The sequence below is a fragment of the Aliihoeflea sp. 40Bstr573 genome (genome assembly GCF_024105655.1).
Lineage (GTDB): Bacteria > Pseudomonadota > Alphaproteobacteria > Rhizobiales > Rhizobiaceae > Aliihoeflea.
In genome coordinates this window covers 47,575-63,492 of the sequence record NZ_JAAAMH010000012.1, presented here as the reverse complement: position 1 = coordinate 63,492, position 15,918 = coordinate 47,575, and the positions used below count along the sequence as shown (strand labels likewise).

14 protein-coding genes and 1 pseudogene are annotated in these 15,918 nt (G+C 64.6%); 8 read left to right on the top strand and 7 right to left on the bottom strand.

Annotated elements, in window-relative coordinates:
- Positions 1-59 precede the first annotated feature (59 nt).
- A complete protein-coding gene (locus GTK01_RS14945; protein WP_252927271.1) occupies positions 60-527 on the top strand; it encodes a CoxG family protein in 468 nt (155 codons plus the stop codon).
- Position 528: 1 nt separating this feature from the next.
- Here the strand turns inward: GTK01_RS14945 and paaG are convergent, their stop codons facing one another.
- On the bottom strand, positions 529-1,329 hold the full coding sequence (gene paaG, locus GTK01_RS14940) for a 2-(1,2-epoxy-1,2-dihydrophenyl)acetyl-CoA isomerase PaaG (protein WP_252927269.1): 801 nt from the start codon (positions 1,327-1,329) through the stop codon (positions 529-531).
- 21 nt (positions 1,330-1,350) lie between these two features.
- Positions 1,351-2,505 (bottom strand): Mrp/NBP35 family ATP-binding protein, encoded by a 1,155-nt coding sequence (locus tag GTK01_RS14935; protein WP_252927266.1) that lies wholly within the window; start codon positions 2,503-2,505, stop codon positions 1,351-1,353.
- Between the two features lie 146 nt (positions 2,506-2,651).
- Between GTK01_RS14935 and GTK01_RS14930 the strand changes: the two genes are divergently transcribed.
- The 7 genes from GTK01_RS14930 (at position 2,652) to GTK01_RS14900 (ending at position 10,279) form a co-directional block, all read left to right on the top strand.
- Positions 2,652-3,140, top strand: coding sequence for a VOC family protein (locus GTK01_RS14930; protein WP_252927264.1), 489 nt, complete (start codon positions 2,652-2,654; stop codon positions 3,138-3,140).
- A gap of 38 nt (positions 3,141-3,178) precedes the next feature.
- Positions 3,179-4,078: a LysR family transcriptional regulator gene (locus GTK01_RS14925; protein WP_252927260.1), complete on the top strand. Its 900-nt coding sequence runs from the start codon at positions 3,179-3,181 to the stop codon at positions 4,076-4,078.
- A 127-nt stretch (positions 4,079-4,205) separates the two neighbouring features.
- A complete protein-coding gene (locus GTK01_RS14920) occupies positions 4,206-4,685 on the top strand; it encodes a formate dehydrogenase subunit gamma (RefSeq protein ID WP_252927243.1) in 480 nt (159 codons plus the stop codon).
- Positions 4,682-6,235: an NADH-quinone oxidoreductase subunit NuoF gene (locus GTK01_RS14915; protein WP_252927240.1), complete on the top strand. Its 1,554-nt coding sequence runs from the start codon at positions 4,682-4,684 to the stop codon at positions 6,233-6,235. The genes GTK01_RS14920 and GTK01_RS14915 overlap by 4 nt, the downstream gene beginning before the upstream one ends.
- Positions 6,236-6,244: 9 nt before the next feature.
- Positions 6,245-9,118 (top strand): formate dehydrogenase subunit alpha, encoded by a 2,874-nt coding sequence (gene fdhF / locus GTK01_RS14910; RefSeq protein WP_252927237.1) that lies wholly within the window; start codon positions 6,245-6,247, stop codon positions 9,116-9,118.
- Between the two features lie 5 nt (positions 9,119-9,123).
- Positions 9,124-9,951: a formate dehydrogenase accessory sulfurtransferase FdhD gene (gene fdhD, locus GTK01_RS14905; RefSeq protein WP_252927234.1), complete on the top strand. Its 828-nt coding sequence runs from the start codon at positions 9,124-9,126 to the stop codon at positions 9,949-9,951.
- The gene (locus tag GTK01_RS14900) at positions 9,941-10,279 is read left to right on the top strand and encodes a formate dehydrogenase subunit delta (RefSeq protein ID WP_252927232.1); all 339 of its coding nucleotides are present in this window, start codon (positions 9,941-9,943) and stop codon (positions 10,277-10,279) included. The genes fdhD and GTK01_RS14900 overlap by 11 nt, the downstream gene beginning before the upstream one ends.
- A gap of 38 nt (positions 10,280-10,317) precedes the next feature.
- On the opposite strand, the gene GTK01_RS14895 is transcribed toward GTK01_RS14900, so the two are convergent.
- The 5 genes and pseudogenes from GTK01_RS14895 to GTK01_RS14875 all read right to left on the bottom strand — a co-directional run bounded on the left by GTK01_RS14895 (position 10,318) and on the right by GTK01_RS14875 (position 15,868).
- Positions 10,318-11,778: an aldehyde dehydrogenase family protein gene (locus GTK01_RS14895; RefSeq protein ID WP_252927229.1), complete on the bottom strand. Its 1,461-nt coding sequence runs from the start codon at positions 11,776-11,778 to the stop codon at positions 10,318-10,320.
- An 839-nt stretch (positions 11,779-12,617) separates the two neighbouring features.
- Positions 12,618-13,322: pseudogene (locus GTK01_RS14890) on the bottom strand (ABC transporter ATP-binding protein); the annotation flags it as partial.
- Positions 13,315-14,046, bottom strand: coding sequence for an ABC transporter ATP-binding protein (locus GTK01_RS14885; RefSeq protein ID WP_252927225.1), 732 nt, complete (start codon positions 14,044-14,046; stop codon positions 13,315-13,317). The pseudogene GTK01_RS14890 and the gene GTK01_RS14885, both read right to left, overlap by 8 nt.
- The gene (locus tag GTK01_RS14880; RefSeq protein WP_252927223.1) at positions 14,043-15,005 is read right to left on the bottom strand and encodes a branched-chain amino acid ABC transporter permease; all 963 of its coding nucleotides are present in this window, start codon (positions 15,003-15,005) and stop codon (positions 14,043-14,045) included. Before GTK01_RS14880 ends, GTK01_RS14885 begins: the two co-directional genes overlap by 4 nt.
- The gene (locus tag GTK01_RS14875) at positions 15,002-15,868 is read right to left on the bottom strand and encodes a branched-chain amino acid ABC transporter permease (protein WP_252927221.1); all 867 of its coding nucleotides are present in this window, start codon (positions 15,866-15,868) and stop codon (positions 15,002-15,004) included. The genes GTK01_RS14880 and GTK01_RS14875 overlap by 4 nt, the downstream gene beginning before the upstream one ends.
- Between the last annotated feature and the right edge of the window lie 50 nt (positions 15,869-15,918).

Here is a 15,918-nt window from a genome sequence, read left to right as displayed (position 1 = left end):
TGGACAAGCGCCCGGCGCTGGGCTAGGCGTTTTGAACCGGAGCAAGGGAGGAGTCTGCAATGGCGATGATCATCGAAGGCGAAGAAAAGATCGAAGCGCCGGTGCAGCAGGTCTGGGAGGCGCTCAACGATCCAGAGATCCTGCGCGAATGCATTCCCGGATGCGAGAGCCTCGACAAGAAATCCGATACCGAGATGGCCGCTATCGTCTCGCTGAAGATCGGCCCCATCAAGGCCCGCTTCAACGGCGAGGTCCAGCTTCTCAACCTGAACCCACCGCACTCCTATACGATCCAGGGCGAAGGCAAGGGTGGTATCGCCGGCTTCGCCAAGGGCGGCGCCGACGTCTCGCTCAAGGAAGACGGCGACGCCACCATCCTCACCTATGCCGCCAAGGCCGATGTCGGCGGCAAGATGGCCCAGCTTGGCTCGCGCCTAATCACCTCGACTTCGAAGAAGCTGGCAGGCGAATTCTTCTCGAATTTCAATGCGAAGGTGAGCGGGAAGCAAGCCGAGGCTTCGGCGTAGACTAGGTCTTTCGCGCCGCGCGGAAGTCTGCCGGGCGCTTTTGCAGGAAGGCTGCGACGCCTTCCTTGTAGTCGTCCGACATGCCCGCCTCGCGCTGGTACTTGCGCTCGGCGTCGAGCTGCGCGTCGAGCGAATTGCTTGATGCCTCGTGGATCGCCTTCTTGGTGAGCGCATAGGCGTTGGTCGGCCCCTTGGCAAAGGCCTCGACCAGCTTGACCGCCTCGTCCATCAGCTGGTCGTCGTCGACGGCTTTCCAGATCAGCCCCCAATTCGCAGCATCCTCAGCCGAGAGCGGCTCGGCGGTCAAGGCGAGTGCCTTGGCTCGCGCTTCGCCAAGGTGCCGGGTCAGCCAGTAGGTGCCGCCGGCATCTGGAATCAGGGCAATCTTGGAGAAAGCCTGGATGAACTTCGCCGACTTCGCGGCGAGCACGATGTCGCACGAAAAGGCGATGTTGGCGCCCGCGCCCGCTGCCACGCCGTTGACCGCGCAGACGACCGGCTTTTCCATCGCGCGCAGCTTGCGCACCAGCGGATTGTAGAAATTCTCCAACGTCTTGCCGAGATCGGGGCGCTCGCCCATCATCGCCGGGTCGCGGTCCGAAAGGTCCTGGCCGGCGCAAAAGCCGCGTCCAGCGCCGGTCAGGAGGACCGCGCCGCAATCGGCATCCTGCTCGCATTCCTCGAGCACGGCGCGCAGCGCAAGATGCTGCGCCTCATTGAACGAATTCAGCCGATCCGGCCTGTTGAGCGTGATGACGGAATAGCCGTCCCGCTTCTCGTGTATGACAACGTCCTGGCTCATTGCCCCTCCCCTTCCCCCGATCTATTCGAAGACGATCTTCGGCGTCGCCGCCTCGCTGGCCGCCACTTCCGCGCGTAGCCGCGCGAGCACCTTTTGCGCAATAGCGCGATAGACGCCGGCCTGCGGGCCGGTCGGGTCGGATACGACCACCGGTGTTCCCGCGTCCGACGTCTCGCGCACGTCCATCGTCAGCGGCACGGCGCCCAGGAAGGGAACGCCAAGGCGTTCCGCCTCGCGCTCCGCTCCGCCATGGCCGAAGATGTCGTAGCGCGCGCCGGTGTCCGGCGCGATGAAATAGCTCATGTTCTCGACGATGCCGAGCAGCGGCACATCAACCTTCCTGAACATGTTCAGGCCCTTGCGCGCATCGATCAGGGCCAGATCCTGCGGTGTCGAGACGATCACCGCGCCGGCAAGCGGCACGTTCTGGGCCATGGTCAGCTGCGCGTCGCCAGTGCCGGGCGGCATGTCGACGACGAGCACGTCGAGCTCGCCCCATTGCACCTCGCGCAGCATCTGCGTCAGCGCCGACATGACCATCGGCCCGCGCCAGATCATCGGCGTCTCTTCCTCGACCAGGAAGCCCATCGACATGACCTTGACGCCGTAATTCTCCATCGGCTTCAGCGTCTTGCCATCGACCGTCTCCGGCTTGCCCTTGATGCCGAGGAGGCGCGGCATGGACGGGCCGTAGATGTCGGCATCAAGCACGCCGACCTTGAGGCCGAGGGTGGCAAGGCCGAGCGCGATATTCACCGCAGTCGTCGACTTGCCGACGCCGCCCTTGCCGGACGCGACCGCGATGATCGAGCGGATGCCGGGAACGCCGCGCTTGCCGGATTGGGTCGAAGGCGGTGCCGCCGGGGGTGTGGGCCTCGGCGCGGGTTTGGGCGCGGCGCGCGGGGGCGCCGCTTCCATGCCGCCGCCCTTCTTCTCCGCCGTCAGCGCGACGACGGCACCAGCAACGCCGGGGATCGCCTTGACCACGCGCTCGGCCGCAGCCCGCAGTGGCTCCAATTCCTGCGCGCGGGCAGATGGTACGGTGATCGAGAAGAACACCTTGGAATCGGCGATGAAGATATCCGAAACGAGCCCGAGCGAGACCAGATCGCCCTCGAAATCGGGGCCCTTCACGGTCTTGAGTGCTTCGAGGACGGCTTCCTTGGTGACGGTCATGATGCGCGTTTCGCTGGAATGGACTGATGAGCAGATAGGCCATTATCGCCCGCGAACCAAGCACCGAAGTTTTTCGTCGGCCGATGTCGGGACCGAAACGGCACGTGCGTCCTTTGTGCGAACGGCAAGCAGGCAAGGAGTTCGACATGCAGGACAAGCTGACCACATGGCTGTGGTTCGACACCGAGGCCGAGGAAGCTGCACGTTATTACGCCTCCATTTTCCGCAACGCCGAACTTGGCGAAGTCGTCTTGGCGGCGGGCGGCGGCGAGCCACACACGAGGGAAGGCCAGGTTCTGACGGCCGCATTCCGGATCGAAGGCCACGGCTTCGTCTGTCTCAACGGCGGCCCGCATCCCGGCGCGGCGCGCTCGGACAGCGTGTCGTTTCAGGTGCTCTGCAAGGACCAGGCGGAAGTCGACGAATACTGGAACAAGCTCTCGGCAGATGGCGGGCAGGAGGTTCAGTGCGGCTGGGTGAAGGATCGCTACGGCTTTTCGTGGCAGATCGTGCCGGAAATCCTGCCGCGCCTGATGGCAGGTCCCGATCGCGAGAAGGCCGCGCGCGTCACCGCAGCCATGATGAAGATGATCAAGCTCGACATCGCCGGGCTGGAAGCAGCCGCGCGCGGCTGAGGCTATCGCGGCCGCGGCGAGCACGATAGGGTCCGGCCATGATCGACCGGCTGGAATTCTTCATCGCGCTCGCAAGGGCGCAGCATTTCGGCCGCGCGGCCGAGGAACTGGGCATCACCCAGCCGACGCTTTCGGCCGCCATCAAGGCGCTGGAGGACCAGCTCGGCGTGATGCTCGTCAAGCGCGGATCGCGCTTCCAGGGATTGACCGCCGAGGGCGAGCAGGTTCTCGTCTGGGCGCGGAGGATCACCGGCGACGCGCGGACCATGAAGGAGGAGATGCGCGCGGCGCGGCACGGTCTTTCGGGCCGCATCCGCATTGCGGCGATCCCGACGGCACTCGCCATGATCCCGCGCCTGACAACGCCCTTTCGCGAGCACCATCCGGGCGTCACCTTCTCGGTCCTGTCGCGCACCTCGATCGAGGTGCTGACACTGCTTGGCAATTTCGACATCGATGTCGGCATCACCTATCTCGACAACGAACCGCTCGGCCGCGTCGTCTCGGTGCCGCTCTATTCGGAACGCTATCAGCTCATCACCGCCGCCGGCACCGAGTTTTCCGACCGCAAGTCGGTCACCTGGGCCGAAGTTGCCAACCTGCCGCTCTGTCTCCTGACGCCCGACATGCAGAACCGGCGCCTTATCGACCAGCATCTGGCCGAAGCGGGCAGCGTGGCGCGGCCGACGCTCGAGTCCAATTCGATGATCGTGCTGTTCTCCCATATCCGGACGGGCAAATGGTCCTCGATCATGCCGCTCAACCTTGCCGAGACCTTCGGCTTCGCCGAGCCGATCCGCGCCATCCCGATTGTCGAGCCGGACGCCAGTCATCTGGTCGGTCTCGTGGCCGCCGACCGCCAGCCGCACACGCCGCTCGTCGCGGCGCTTCTGGACGAGGCGATGACGCTGGCTGGCGATTTCGGCCCACGGCACTGACCTAGTCTGCTCTCAAGGCGCTTCGATAGATTTCTTCTATCAAACGACGAGACGGCTTTATTGATTCCGGAGCATTTCTGCGGCTTCATCGAAATCGCAAATATGCCTTGATCAGGGAGGGCGCTGCGTGAGGATGCAGCAGGCAAGTACCCAGATCGCAGCGAGAACCGCTGCCATCATCGCTGAACATCAGGGGCTGGAAGGCCCGCTGCTGCCGATTCTGCACGGCATTCAGGACGAGTTCGGCTACGTGCCGCAGGACGCCCTTCCAGTGATCGCCGACGCGCTGAACATCTCCAATGCCGAGGTTCATGGCGTCGTGACCTTCTATCACGACTATCGCCGCGAGCCCGCCGGCCGCCACGTCGTCAAGCTGTGTCGCGCAGAAGCATGCCAGTCGATGGGCGGCGATGCGCTGGCCGCGAAACTTGAGGCGCTGCTCGGCATCGGCTTTCACGAGACGTCGGCCGACGGCGCGGTCACGCTCGAACCCGCCTACTGCCTCGGCCTTTGCGCCTGCGCGCCCTCCGCGATGGTCGATGGCGAGGTGATCGGCCGTCTCGACGCCGAGCGGATCGAGGAAATCGCGCGCGAGGTGCGGGCATGACGACCATCTACATCCCCCGCGATTCCGGATCGCTGGCGCTTGGTGCCGAGAAGGTCGCAAAGGCGGTCGCGGCCGAGCTTGCCGCGCGCAGGATCGATGCGAAGATCGTGCGAACCGGATCGCGCGGGCTTTACTGGCTGGAGCCCATGGTCGAGGTGGAGACGTCGAATGGCCGCGTCGCCTATGGGCCGGTTCGTCCATCCGATGTCGCCTCGCTGTTCGATGCGAATTTCCTTGCCGGCGGCGAACACGCGAAATCGCTCGGCAGGCCGGAGGACATTCCGTTCCTTGCCAAGCAGACGCGTCTTACCTTCGCGCGCTGCGGCATCATCGATCCGGTTTCGCTCGACGACTACCGCGCTCATGGCGGGCTCGCCGGGCTCGAGAAGGCCGTCGCGATGACGCCGCTCGAAATCGTCCAAACAGTCACCGAATCCGGTCTGCGCGGGCGTGGCGGTGCGGGCTTTCCGACCGGCATCAAATGGAAAACCGTCCACGACGCGCCGGGCGAGCGCAAATACATCGTCTGCAACGCCGACGAGGGCGATAGCGGCACCTTCGCCGACCGAATGATCATGGAGGGAGACCCCTTCGTGCTCATCGAGGGCATGGCGATCGCCGGCATCGCGACGGGCGCGAACAAGGGCTACATTTATCTGCGCTCGGAATATCCGCACGCCGTTGCGACCATGAACGCAGCGATCGAGGTCGCGCGCGGTGCCGGCGTATTGGGGTCGGGCGTGCTCGGCTCGGCACATGCATTCGACATGGAAGTTCGCGTCGGCGCGGGCGCCTATGTGTGCGGCGAGGAAACCTCGCTCCTGAACTCGCTCGAAGGCAAGCGCGGCGTCGTGCGTGCCAAGCCGCCCCTGCCTGCGTTACAGGGACTCTTCGGCAAGCCGACCGTCGTCAACAACGTCATTTCGCTGGCCTCCGTGCCAATCATTCTCGACAAGGGCGCCGCGCATTACAAGGATTTCGGTATGGGTCGCTCGCGCGGCACCATTCCGATCCAGATCGCTGGCAACGTCAGGCATGGCGGGCTGTTCGAGGCCGCGTTCGGCATGACGCTGGGCGAGATCATCGACGAGATCGGCGGCGGCACGGCGTCGGGCCGTCCGGTCAAGGCGGTGCAGGTCGGCGGACCTCTGGGAGCCTATTTCCCGCGCGCGCTGTTCGACACGCCGTTCGACTACGAGGCGTTCGCGGCCAGGGACGGGCTGATCGGCCATGCCGGCATCGTCGTCTTCGACGACAGCGCCGACATGCTTTCCCAGGCGCGGTTCGCGATGGAATTCTGCGCGGTCGAATCCTGCGGCAAGTGCACCCCATGCCGCATCGGCTCGACACGCGGCGTCGAGACGCTCGACCGGATAGGCGCCGGCATCGAGCCGGAGACGAACCTCGCGCTCATCTCCGACCTTTGCAACACGATGAAGTTCGGTTCGCTGTGCGCGCTTGGCGGCTTCACGCCCTACCCCGTCATGAGCGCGATCACCCACTTCCCCGACGATTTCAGGCCGCGCGAAGTCGCGGTCGCAGCCGAATAGGAGAGCCAGATGGGTCTCGTCCACGAAACCGACTACGGCACGCCCGCCGCGAAATCCGAAAAGCAGGTCACGCTGACGATCGACGGTCGCTCGGTCACCGTGCCTGAGGGCACGTCGATCATGCGCGCTGCGCTGGAACTCGGCACCGAGATCCCCAAGCTGTGCGCGACCGACATGCTGGATTCCTTCGGATCCTGCCGCGTTTGCGTCGTCGAAATCGAAGGTCGGGGCGGCACGCCCGCCTCCTGCACGACGCCCGTCGCGGAAGGCATCTCCGTCCGCACGCAATCGAACAGGCTTGGCGCGATCCGGCGCGGCGTCATGGAGCTTTACGTCTCCGACCATCCGCTCGGCTGGGATTCGAATTCGGGGCTCGGAGGCAGCGAGTTCGATGCGGTCTTGAAGTCGGTCGGCCTCACCGAAAACCGCTACGGCACGGCCGGCCGCAACCATGTCGCGCCCGGCAACGGCTCGCTCAATATCGACTATATCGCGCGTGACACCTCCAACCCCTATTTCGCATACGACCCGGCGCAGTGCATCGTCTGCTCGCGATGCGTTCGCGCCTGTGAGGAGGTCCAGGGCACTTTTGCGCTGACGGTGGAGGGCCGCGGCTTCGAATCCCGCATCGCCGCCGGGCCGACCAATTTCCTCGAATCCGAGTGCGTTTCCTGCGGCGCCTGCGTGCAGGCCTGCCCGACGGACGCGCTGCGCGAGAAATCCGTGCTCGAAAAGGGCATGCCGACGAGTTCGGTCGTCACGACCTGCGCCTATTGCGGCGTCGGCTGCTCGTTCAAGGCGGAAATGCAGGGCGAGGAACTGGTGCGCATGGTGCCGTGGAAGGACGGCAAGGCCAATCGGGGCCATTCCTGCGTCAAAGGCCGCTTCGCCTACGGATATTCGAACCACAAGGATCGCATCCTCAATCCGATGGTCCGCGAGAAGATCGGGGACCCGTGGCGCGAGGTGTCGTGGGATGAAGCTTTCGCCCATATCGCCAAGGAATTCCGCCGCATCCAGTACCAGTACGGCAAGGGCGCGATCGGCGGAATCACTTCCTCGCGCTGCACCAACGAGGAGACGTATCTCGTTCAGAAGCTGATCCGGCAGGGCTTCGGCAACAACAATGTCGACACCTGCGCGCGCGTGTGCCATTCGCCGACCGGCTACGGCCTCGGCCAGACCTACGGCACGTCCGCCGGCACGCAGGATTTCGATTCGGTCGAACAGACCGACGTCGTGATGATCATCGGCGCCAATCCGACCGACGGGCATCCCGTCTTTGCCTCGCGGCTGAAGAAGCGCCTGCGGCAGGGCGCGAAGCTGATCGTGCTCGACCCGCGTCGCACCGACATCGTGCGCTCGCCCCATATCGAGGCGCAGCACCATCTGCCCTTGAAGCCGGGCACCAATGTCGCGGTTCTGACCTCGCTTGCCCATGTCATCGTGACCGAGGGCCTCTTCGACGAGGCGTTTATCCGTGAGCGCTGCGACTGGTCGGAGTTCGAGGACTGGGCATCCTTCGTCGCCGAGGAGCAGAACTCGCCGGAAGTCGTCGGCGCGCTTGCCGGGATCGACCCCGACGAAATACGCGGCGCCGCGCGTCTTTACGCCCGGGGCGGCAATGGCGCGATCTATTACGGGCTCGGCGTGACCGAGCACTCCCAGGGCTCGACCACGGTCATGGCGATCGCAAACCTTGCCATGGCAACAGGGAACATCGGCCGGCCGGGCGTGGGCGTGAACCCGCTGCGCGGGCAGAACAACGTGCAGGGCGCTTGCGACATGGGCTCGTTCCCGCACGAGCTTCCCGGCTATCGGCACATCTCGGGCGACGCCGTTCGCGACATCTATGAAAGCCTTTGGGGCACCAAGCTCGACAACGAGCCGGGGCTGCGCATTCCCAACATGCTCGACGCCGCCGTCGAAGGCACGTTCAAGGGCATCTACATCCAGGGCGAGGACATCCTCCAGTCCGATCCGGACACCAAGCATGTCTCGGCCGGCCTTGCCGCCATGGAGTGCGTGGTCGTCCACGATCTCTTCCTCAACGAAACGGCGAACTACGCCCACGTCTTCCTGCCGGGCTCGACCTTCCTCGAGAAGGACGGAACTTTCACCAATGCCGAGCGCCGCATCAACCGCGTTCGCAAGGTGATGGCGCCGAAGAACGGGCTTGCCGACTGGGAGGTGACGCAGAAGCTCGCCCAGGAAATGGGGCTCGACTGGAACTACGGCCACCCGTCGGCGATCATGGACGAGATCGCCAAGACCACGCCGTCCTTCCAACTGGTGTCGTATGACTATCTCGACAAAATGGGCTCGGTTCAGTGGCCCTGCAACGAGAAGTCGCCCGCCGGGACGCCGATCATGCACATCGACGGCTTCGTGCGCGGCAAGGGCAAGTTCATCCGCACGGAATATGTCGCCACCGACGAAAAGACCGGGCCGCGCTTCCCTCTGCTTCTCACAACGGGTCGAATCCTGTCGCAGTACAATGTCGGTGCGCAGACGCGGCGTACGGAAAATGTCGTCTGGCACGACGAGGACCGGCTCGAGATCCATCCGCACGACGCGGAGAACCGCGGTCTGCGTGATGGCGACTGGGTACGGCTGGCGAGCCGCGCCGGCGAGACGACGCTGCGCGCGCTGATCACCGAGCGCGTCGCGCCGGGCGTGGTCTACACGACGTTCCATCATCCGAACACACAGGCCAACGTCATCACGACCGACTTCTCCGACTGGGCGACCAACTGTCCCGAATACAAGGTGACCGCGGTTCAGGTCACACCGTCCAACGGCCCGTCGGACTGGCAGGTGGACTATCAGTACCAGGCGCGGCAGAGCCGGCGGATCGCACGGCCGCTGGAGGCGGCGGAGTAGGCTCGATGGAGGCCCGCCCCCCGATCACCGCCGTCTCCCGCCTCGCGCATCGTACGACCGGCAGCTCGACCGCGGACCGCAACGTCCCCGAGGAAACGCCGGTCGCGCTGTCCTATGGCGGGACGACGCATGCGGTCATGATGGCCTCGCCCGCCGACTTCGAGGACTTCGCGATCGGTTTCTCGCTCACCGAAGGCATCATTGCCTCAGCGGACGAGATCGAGGCGATCGACATAGAGGATCACGGCGCGGGCATCGATATTCAGATTCGGCTCCTCGACAAGGCGAACACGCGCTTTGAGGCGCGCCGGCGTCGCCTTGCAGGGCCAGTCGGCTGCGGGCTGTGCGGCATCGAATCCATCGATGAGGCGATGCGTGCCGTGCGCGGTGTTTCCGGTTCGGCGCTGACGCTTTCGCCCTATGAGATCACGCAGGCCGTGCGGCTTCTTTCCAAGGTTCAACCGTTCCACAAGGAGACTGGGGCCGTCCACGCCGCCGGGTTCTACGTACCGGGCCGCGGCGTCGTCTTCGCGCGCGAAGACGTCGGTCGGCACAACGCACTCGACAAGCTCGCCGGCGCATTGGCGCGAGCCGGAGTGAATGGTTCGACCGGCGCGGTCGTCGTCACGAGCCGGGTTTCGGTGGAGATGGTGCAGAAGACGGCCGCCATCGGCGCGTCGTTCATCATTGCCGTTTCGGCACCGACGGCGCTTGCAATCCGCACGGCCGAAGAGGCTGGCATGAGCCTTGTCGCGCTGGTGCGCGGCGACGAATTCGACATCTTCACCCACCCCGAACGCCTGACGCCCGAAAGCAGCACCCATGTCGCATGAGGCCTTCAATCCCTATACGAAGCTGATCCGCATGGCGAACCAGATCGGCACCTTCTTCGAATCGAAGCCGCACGATCTCGGCGTCGCAGGTGTTGCCGAGCACATCAACAAGTTCTGGGAGCCGCGCATGCGCGGTCACTTCTTCGAGGTGGTCGACAAAGGTGGCGAAGGCCTGAAGCCCATCGTTCTGGAAGCTGCTGCCACGATCCGCCGCCCCGGCCAGCCGGTCAGCCCGGAACAGTCGCACCAGGCCAATGCCGGAGTGCCGGGCGACAAGGGCGAGGCATCCGGCGAGACTAAGTCGCGCATCGCCGCATCGCAGGGCTAAGGAAAAGGCCGGGCATTGCCCGGCCTTCTGGTTTTTGATCAGAACATCGGCGGATAGGGCCGACCACCGCGGTCGAGCGTGATCCAGCGCGTCTCGGTGAAGGTTTCCAGCGACCAACGGCCGCCATGCTTGCCGACGCCCGATGCCTTGAACCCGCCGAACGGGACGTGCGGCTCGTCATTCACCGACGAACAATTGATGTGGCAATTGCCGGTGTCGAGCTTGTTGACGATCGCAAGCCCCCGTCCTTCGTCGCGCGTCATGACGCCGGCGGACAGACCGTATTCGGTATCGTTCGCGATCTCGATCGCTTCTTCGTCGGTACGGAACGGGATGACCGGCACGACAGGGCCGAACGTCTCGTCCTGGTAGATCTTCATGTCCGGCGTCACGCCGGTCAGGATCGTCGGCTCGACGAAGCGGCCCTCGATCTTGCCGCCGAGCACGACCTTCGCGCCCTTGGCGATCGCGTCGTCGAGCTGCTCCTTCACCTTGGCGACCTGCTTGTCGTTGATGAGCGGGCCGATGATGTGCTCTTTGCTCTTGGTCGGATCGCCGACCTTGAGCTTCCTGGCGCGCTCGACGAACTTCGCCAGGAAATCGTCGAAGATCTTCTCATGAACGAGGACCTTTTCGACCGACATGCAAATCTGGCCCTGATGCATGAAGGAGCCGAAATTAGCGGCCTGCGTAGCGCGCTCCATTTCGGCATCGTCGCACACGATCAGCGAATCCTTGCCGCCGAGTTCGACGCAGCACTTCTTCAAATGCGCGCCGGCCTTGGCCGCGATCTGCCGGCCGACCGCCGTCGATCCGGTGAAGGAGATGCCCTTGACATAAGGGTTCTCGATCAGCTCGTCGCCAACTTCCTGGACATTGTCCCGCGAGCAGGTGACGACGTTGAAGACGCCCTTCGGCAGGCCCGCCTCCTCGAAGATTTCGGCGAAGAGCAGTCCACCGAGGTAAGGCGTTTCCTCGGACGGCTTGAGGACGATCGTGTTGCCCGCGACCAGCGGGAAAAGGAAGCCGCGCGCGGTGAGAATGCAAGGGAAGTTCCAAGGGCTGATGACCGAGACGACGCCCATCGGCCGGCGCACCGCCATCGAGACCTTTCCGTATTCGGACGGCATCACATCGCCGATCGGGTTCCAGACGGACGCCGCTGCGGCGTGGAACACTTCAGGCACATAGCCGGTCTCGAACATGCCCTTGCCGAACCACCCGCCGCCTTCGGCCTGGATGGCATCGATGATCTCCATCTTGCGGCGCTCCCAGATCTCAGCCGCCTTGTGAAGGTAGTGGGCGCGCTTGGAGAAGGGCAGCGCAGCCCATTCGGGGAATGCCTTGTGCGCGGCGTCGATGGCCGCTGTCGTCTCGGCCCGGCCCGAATCGGGCACCTCAGCCCAGACCGAGCCATCAGCCGGGTTCAAATCCTTGAAGGACTTCTTCGTCGCGGACCAGCCGCCACCGATATACATGCCTTCGAAAACACGAGCCATTTTCAAGCCTCCTTATGCTTCTTCCGCTTTTTGGGGGATTTCTGTTTCGGTTTGGATTCGGCGTCCAGCTTCGCCGCTGGTTGCGGCAGGATCGTGAACGCGGCGAGTGTTTTTCGACGCGCGGCGACATGCTGCGCCTGAATGGCGGCGGCGCGTGCCACGACGTCGGAAAGGTCGATGCGCTGCGGCGCTGCGGGCATCTGCGTCTCGTCATCGTCGATGTCGAAGCCAGCACTGTTGTGTCCAACGAGGCCGTGGCCGCCATTGAGCTTCGCCGCCGGCGCGACGACCGGCTTGCGCGGCAGGACGGGTCGCTCGATCGGCTTGCGGCGGTCGGCAACATGCTGGGCGAGCCGCTTTGCAGCCTGGTCGGCGAGCGCGGCGGCATCGAGCGTAAGTTCCGCGCGGCGTGGTTCGATCGAAGGTGTGACGAAAGCCGGGCGCTGCGGTGCCTGCGTTGCGCGGACGATTGCCGCGTCGCGGGTCAGGCGGTTCGTCGCCACATGCGCCGCGAGCCGCTCCTGTGCGCGCCGCGCCAGTTCCGCCGCCTGAGCGGACATCCGGCCAGCGTCGATGGAGGCTGGTTTCGGTTGTATCGCCTCCCTGGCTGCCACGTCCCACGGGTCGGGACCGGACTTCGGGTCGTAACGGCCCGCAAAGGCGCTCGGCGCGGGGCTCTCGCGTCGCAGGTAGCGCACGAAAGCCGTCTGGATCGCACCGGCACGCCTTGCCAGGTCGCCCGCCATCCGCGCCACTGCCTCGAGAGTGGCAGGCAGCGCCATGAAGGGCGGCAGCGAAATGCCGCGCCTTGCGCTTCGCTTGGCGTCTTCGGACTTTCCACCACCGAGATAGGCATTCACCACGGCAGGGTCGCTCATCAGATTGACCGCCGTGTCCTCTCCGGTGATGAGGCCGTTCTCGACTAGATAACCCCTGTCGGCGATGCGCAGGCTGAGCTTGGCGTTCTGCTCCACGAGCAGGATGCCCACGCCGGTGGCGGCCACTGCCTTCAGGGACTTGAAAAGCTCCTTCGACAGAAGCGGCGAGAGGCCGAGCGAGGGTTCGTCGAGCATCAGGATGTCGGGCTTCGACATCAGCGCGCGGCCGATCGCGACCATCTGCTGCTCGCCGCCAGACATGGTGCGCGCGATCTGCCCCTTGCGTTCGGCGAGGCGGGGGAAGAGCTCGTAGATGCGTTTCAGCGTTTCGCTTTCACCATGCCGGGCGCGACCGGCAAAGGCGCCGAGCTGCAGGTTCTCGGCCACCGTCAGGTCGCCGAAGATGCCGCGACCTTCCGGCACGAGGGCAATGCCCTCCTCGACGATCCGGTGCGCCTTGACGCCTCGGATCGGCTTTCCGTTCATCGTGATCTCGGTCCCGGGCTCGGTTTTCACCAGGCCTGCGATGGCCTTGAGCAGGCTGGACTTACCGGCGCCGTTCGCACCGAGAATGACGCAGATTTCGCCCTTGGCGATTTTCGCGGACACGCCTTCGAGCGCGAGGTGGCGGCCGTAGCGGACGCCGAGATTCGTCACCTCAAGCATCGTCGTCGTCCCCCAGATAGGCGCGAACGACTTGAGGGTCGGATAGCACGTCGGAAACGTCCCCTTCGGCGATCTTGGTTCCGGTGTTCATGACGACGCATCGGTCGCAAAGCGTGCGGATCGCGTCCATCACATGTTCGACCATGATGATGGTGCGGCCTTCGCGGCGCAGATCGTCGATCAGCGCAATGCCGATCTGCAGTTCGGTCGGGTTGAGGCCGGCAAGCCATTCGTCGAGCAGCAGCACGCGCGGGTCGGCGGCCAGCGCGCGCGCCAGTTCGATGCGCTTCTGGTCGATATAGGTCATCGACGCGACAGGCATGTCCGCCCTGCCCTCGAGCCCGACGCGAGCGAGCAGCTTGCGGGCGAGCGCACGGGCGTTCGTTCCCCACAGCCGGTTGCGCGCGAAGACGGCGCCAGCCATGACGTTTTCCTCCGCCGTCATCGACGGCAGGATGCGCACAAGCTGGAAGGTGCGCGCGACGCCCTGCCGGGCGATGTGGTGCGCGGCGTGGCCGGAGATGCGCTCGCCTTTCAGCCGGATCTCGCCGGCGCTCGGGCGCAGCGCACCGGAAATCAGGTTGAGCATGGTCGTCTTGCCGGACCCATTCGGCCCGATCAGACCGAGAAGTTCGCCCTCGCGGACATCGAACGAGACATCGTTGACGGCGATCAGACCGCCGAACTTCTTCTGAGCGCAGTCGACGGAGAGGATGGCATTCATGCGACCTTCTCCTCGAGGACTTTCTTTTCAGACGACTTCGTCCGTGCGCGCAACTGCTCCAGCCGTCCCGTCACGCCGTCCGGAAGGAGATAAACGATTGCGAGGAAGGCGAGACCCATGACGATCGGCGTGTGGTTCGGGAACTGGGCCGAGACCTGATCGAACAGGATGGTGAAGGGGATGACACCGACCAGCGGACCCCACAGACGCTTGGTGCCACCGAGCAGCGCCATGATGACGACGAGGAATGAGATCATCGGATTGAACGCCGATGGCGGCTCGATATAGGCGTAGCGGGGCGCGGAGATCGCGCCGGCGATGCCGATGAAGGCGCCGGAAATCATGAAGAGGATGATCTTGGCTCGGGCAGTGTCGATGCCGACATGGCGCGCCACCGTCTCGTCATTGCCGATGATCTTCATGGCGAAGCCGAGACGCGAGCGTCCGATCAGCCAGCCGGTGACGAAGACGGCAACCGTCAGCGCGAGCAGCATCCAGTAGATGTGCACCTCGGTGAAATCGGTGAAGACGTAGAGACCCATGCGGGTCGAGACCTTGGTCTGCGTCCATGACACCAACTGGCGGACGAGTTCGGCGAGACCGAGCGTGAAGATGACGAAATAGACGCCCGAAAGCCGCAGCGTCGCAAGGCCGACCAGCCCGGCCAGAACGGCCGCAACCACGCCGCCGCCAAGAACGAGGGCGAAGAACGGCACGTGATCGACCCACAGCCCGACAGTATAGGTGCCGAGGCCGAAAAAGGCGGCTGTCGCGAGCGAGATGTAGTGCGTCGGGCCGGAAAAGAGCGTCCACGCCGTGCAAAGCGCCGCATAGAGCATCAAATTGACGCCGAGCGAGAGATAGTAGCCCTGGCTGAAGAGGGGCAGCGTCGCGAGTGCAGCGACGGCAATCGCGCCCAAAAGTCCGATGCGAATTTCCGATTGGTCGAGCGTCATCATGACGTCTGCCTCCCGAACATGCCCTGCGGGCGGAAGAGGAGGACGATGATGAAGAGCGCGTAGGTCGCGGCGATGGTCAGACCCGGGTCGATGAGGCTGGCGACGGCCGTTTCGGTGACGCCGAGAATGAGCGCGGCGAGCACCGCGCCGCGAATGTCGCCCACGCCGCCCATGATGACGATGATCAGCGCCTTCATGGTGAAGACCACGCCCATCGAGGCGTTAAAGGTGTAGAAGGTGGACAGCAATGCGCCGCCGCAGGCCGTCAGCGCGCCGCCGAGCGCGAAGGCGAAGGCCGCCGTCTTCGCCACGTCGATCGCGACGAGCCTGGCCGAATTCGGATCGACGGCGACGGCGCGCACGGCCGTTCCGTGCCGCGTCCGGTAGAGGAAAAGATAGAGCCCGACGGCGATGACCACCGCCGCGCCAAAGGCGACCACGCGGTTGAGGCCGAACGGATTGCCGAGGATCATGAAGCGCTCGGCGAGAAAAGTGTAGGAGAAGTAGGAGCCGCCGAAGGCGAGCAGCATCAGGCCTTGCAAAAGAAAGAGCAGGCCGAAGGTCGCCAAGATCGAGTCCACCTCCAGCATGCCGCGGTTCTTCGCCCGATCGACCAGCGGCTTCAGAAGGATCGAATAGATCGCCCAGTTGATTGCGAAGGCCGCCGGCGCGATGACGAGCAGCCCGACGAGCGGGTTGATCTGCATGGCGGTGAACAGCCAGAAGGCGATGAAGCAGGCCGCGACGAAGGTCTCTCCATTGGCAAGGTTCATGATGCGTGCGACGCCATATTGCAGCGTCAGCCCCAGCGCGATCAGCGCATAGGTGCCGCCCAGCAATATGCCTGTGACGATGATCTGCATTCTCTAAGCTACCATACTCGCTTCGCCTCGAAGGCGGGGAGCGCCATCCC

Coding starts and splice junctions, on each gene's coding strand:
- GTK01_RS14945 (WP_252927271.1), top strand. CDS start 60: ATGGCGATGATCATCGAAGGCGAAGAAAAGATCGAAGCGCCGGTGCAG.
- paaG (WP_252927269.1), bottom strand. CDS start 1,329: ATGAGCCAGGACGTTGTCATACACGAGAAGCGGGACGGCTATTCCGTC.
- GTK01_RS14935 (WP_252927266.1), bottom strand. CDS start 2,505: ATGACCGTCACCAAGGAAGCCGTCCTCGAAGCACTCAAGACCGTGAAG.
- GTK01_RS14930 (WP_252927264.1), top strand. CDS start 2,652: ATGCAGGACAAGCTGACCACATGGCTGTGGTTCGACACCGAGGCCGAG.
- GTK01_RS14925 (WP_252927260.1), top strand. CDS start 3,179: ATGATCGACCGGCTGGAATTCTTCATCGCGCTCGCAAGGGCGCAGCAT.
- GTK01_RS14915 (WP_252927240.1), top strand. CDS start 4,682: ATGACGACCATCTACATCCCCCGCGATTCCGGATCGCTGGCGCTTGGT.
- fdhF (WP_252927237.1), top strand. CDS start 6,245: ATGGGTCTCGTCCACGAAACCGACTACGGCACGCCCGCCGCGAAATCC.
- fdhD (WP_252927234.1), top strand. CDS start 9,124: ATGGAGGCCCGCCCCCCGATCACCGCCGTCTCCCGCCTCGCGCATCGT.
- GTK01_RS14900 (WP_252927232.1), top strand. CDS start 9,941: ATGTCGCATGAGGCCTTCAATCCCTATACGAAGCTGATCCGCATGGCG.
- GTK01_RS14895 (WP_252927229.1), bottom strand. CDS start 11,778: ATGGCTCGTGTTTTCGAAGGCATGTATATCGGTGGCGGCTGGTCCGCG.
- GTK01_RS14885 (WP_252927225.1), bottom strand. CDS start 14,046: ATGAATGCCATCCTCTCCGTCGACTGCGCTCAGAAGAAGTTCGGCGGT.
- GTK01_RS14880 (WP_252927223.1), bottom strand. CDS start 15,005: ATGATGACGCTCGACCAATCGGAAATTCGCATCGGACTTTTGGGCGCG.
- GTK01_RS14875 (WP_252927221.1), bottom strand. CDS start 15,868: ATGCAGATCATCGTCACAGGCATATTGCTGGGCGGCACCTATGCGCTG.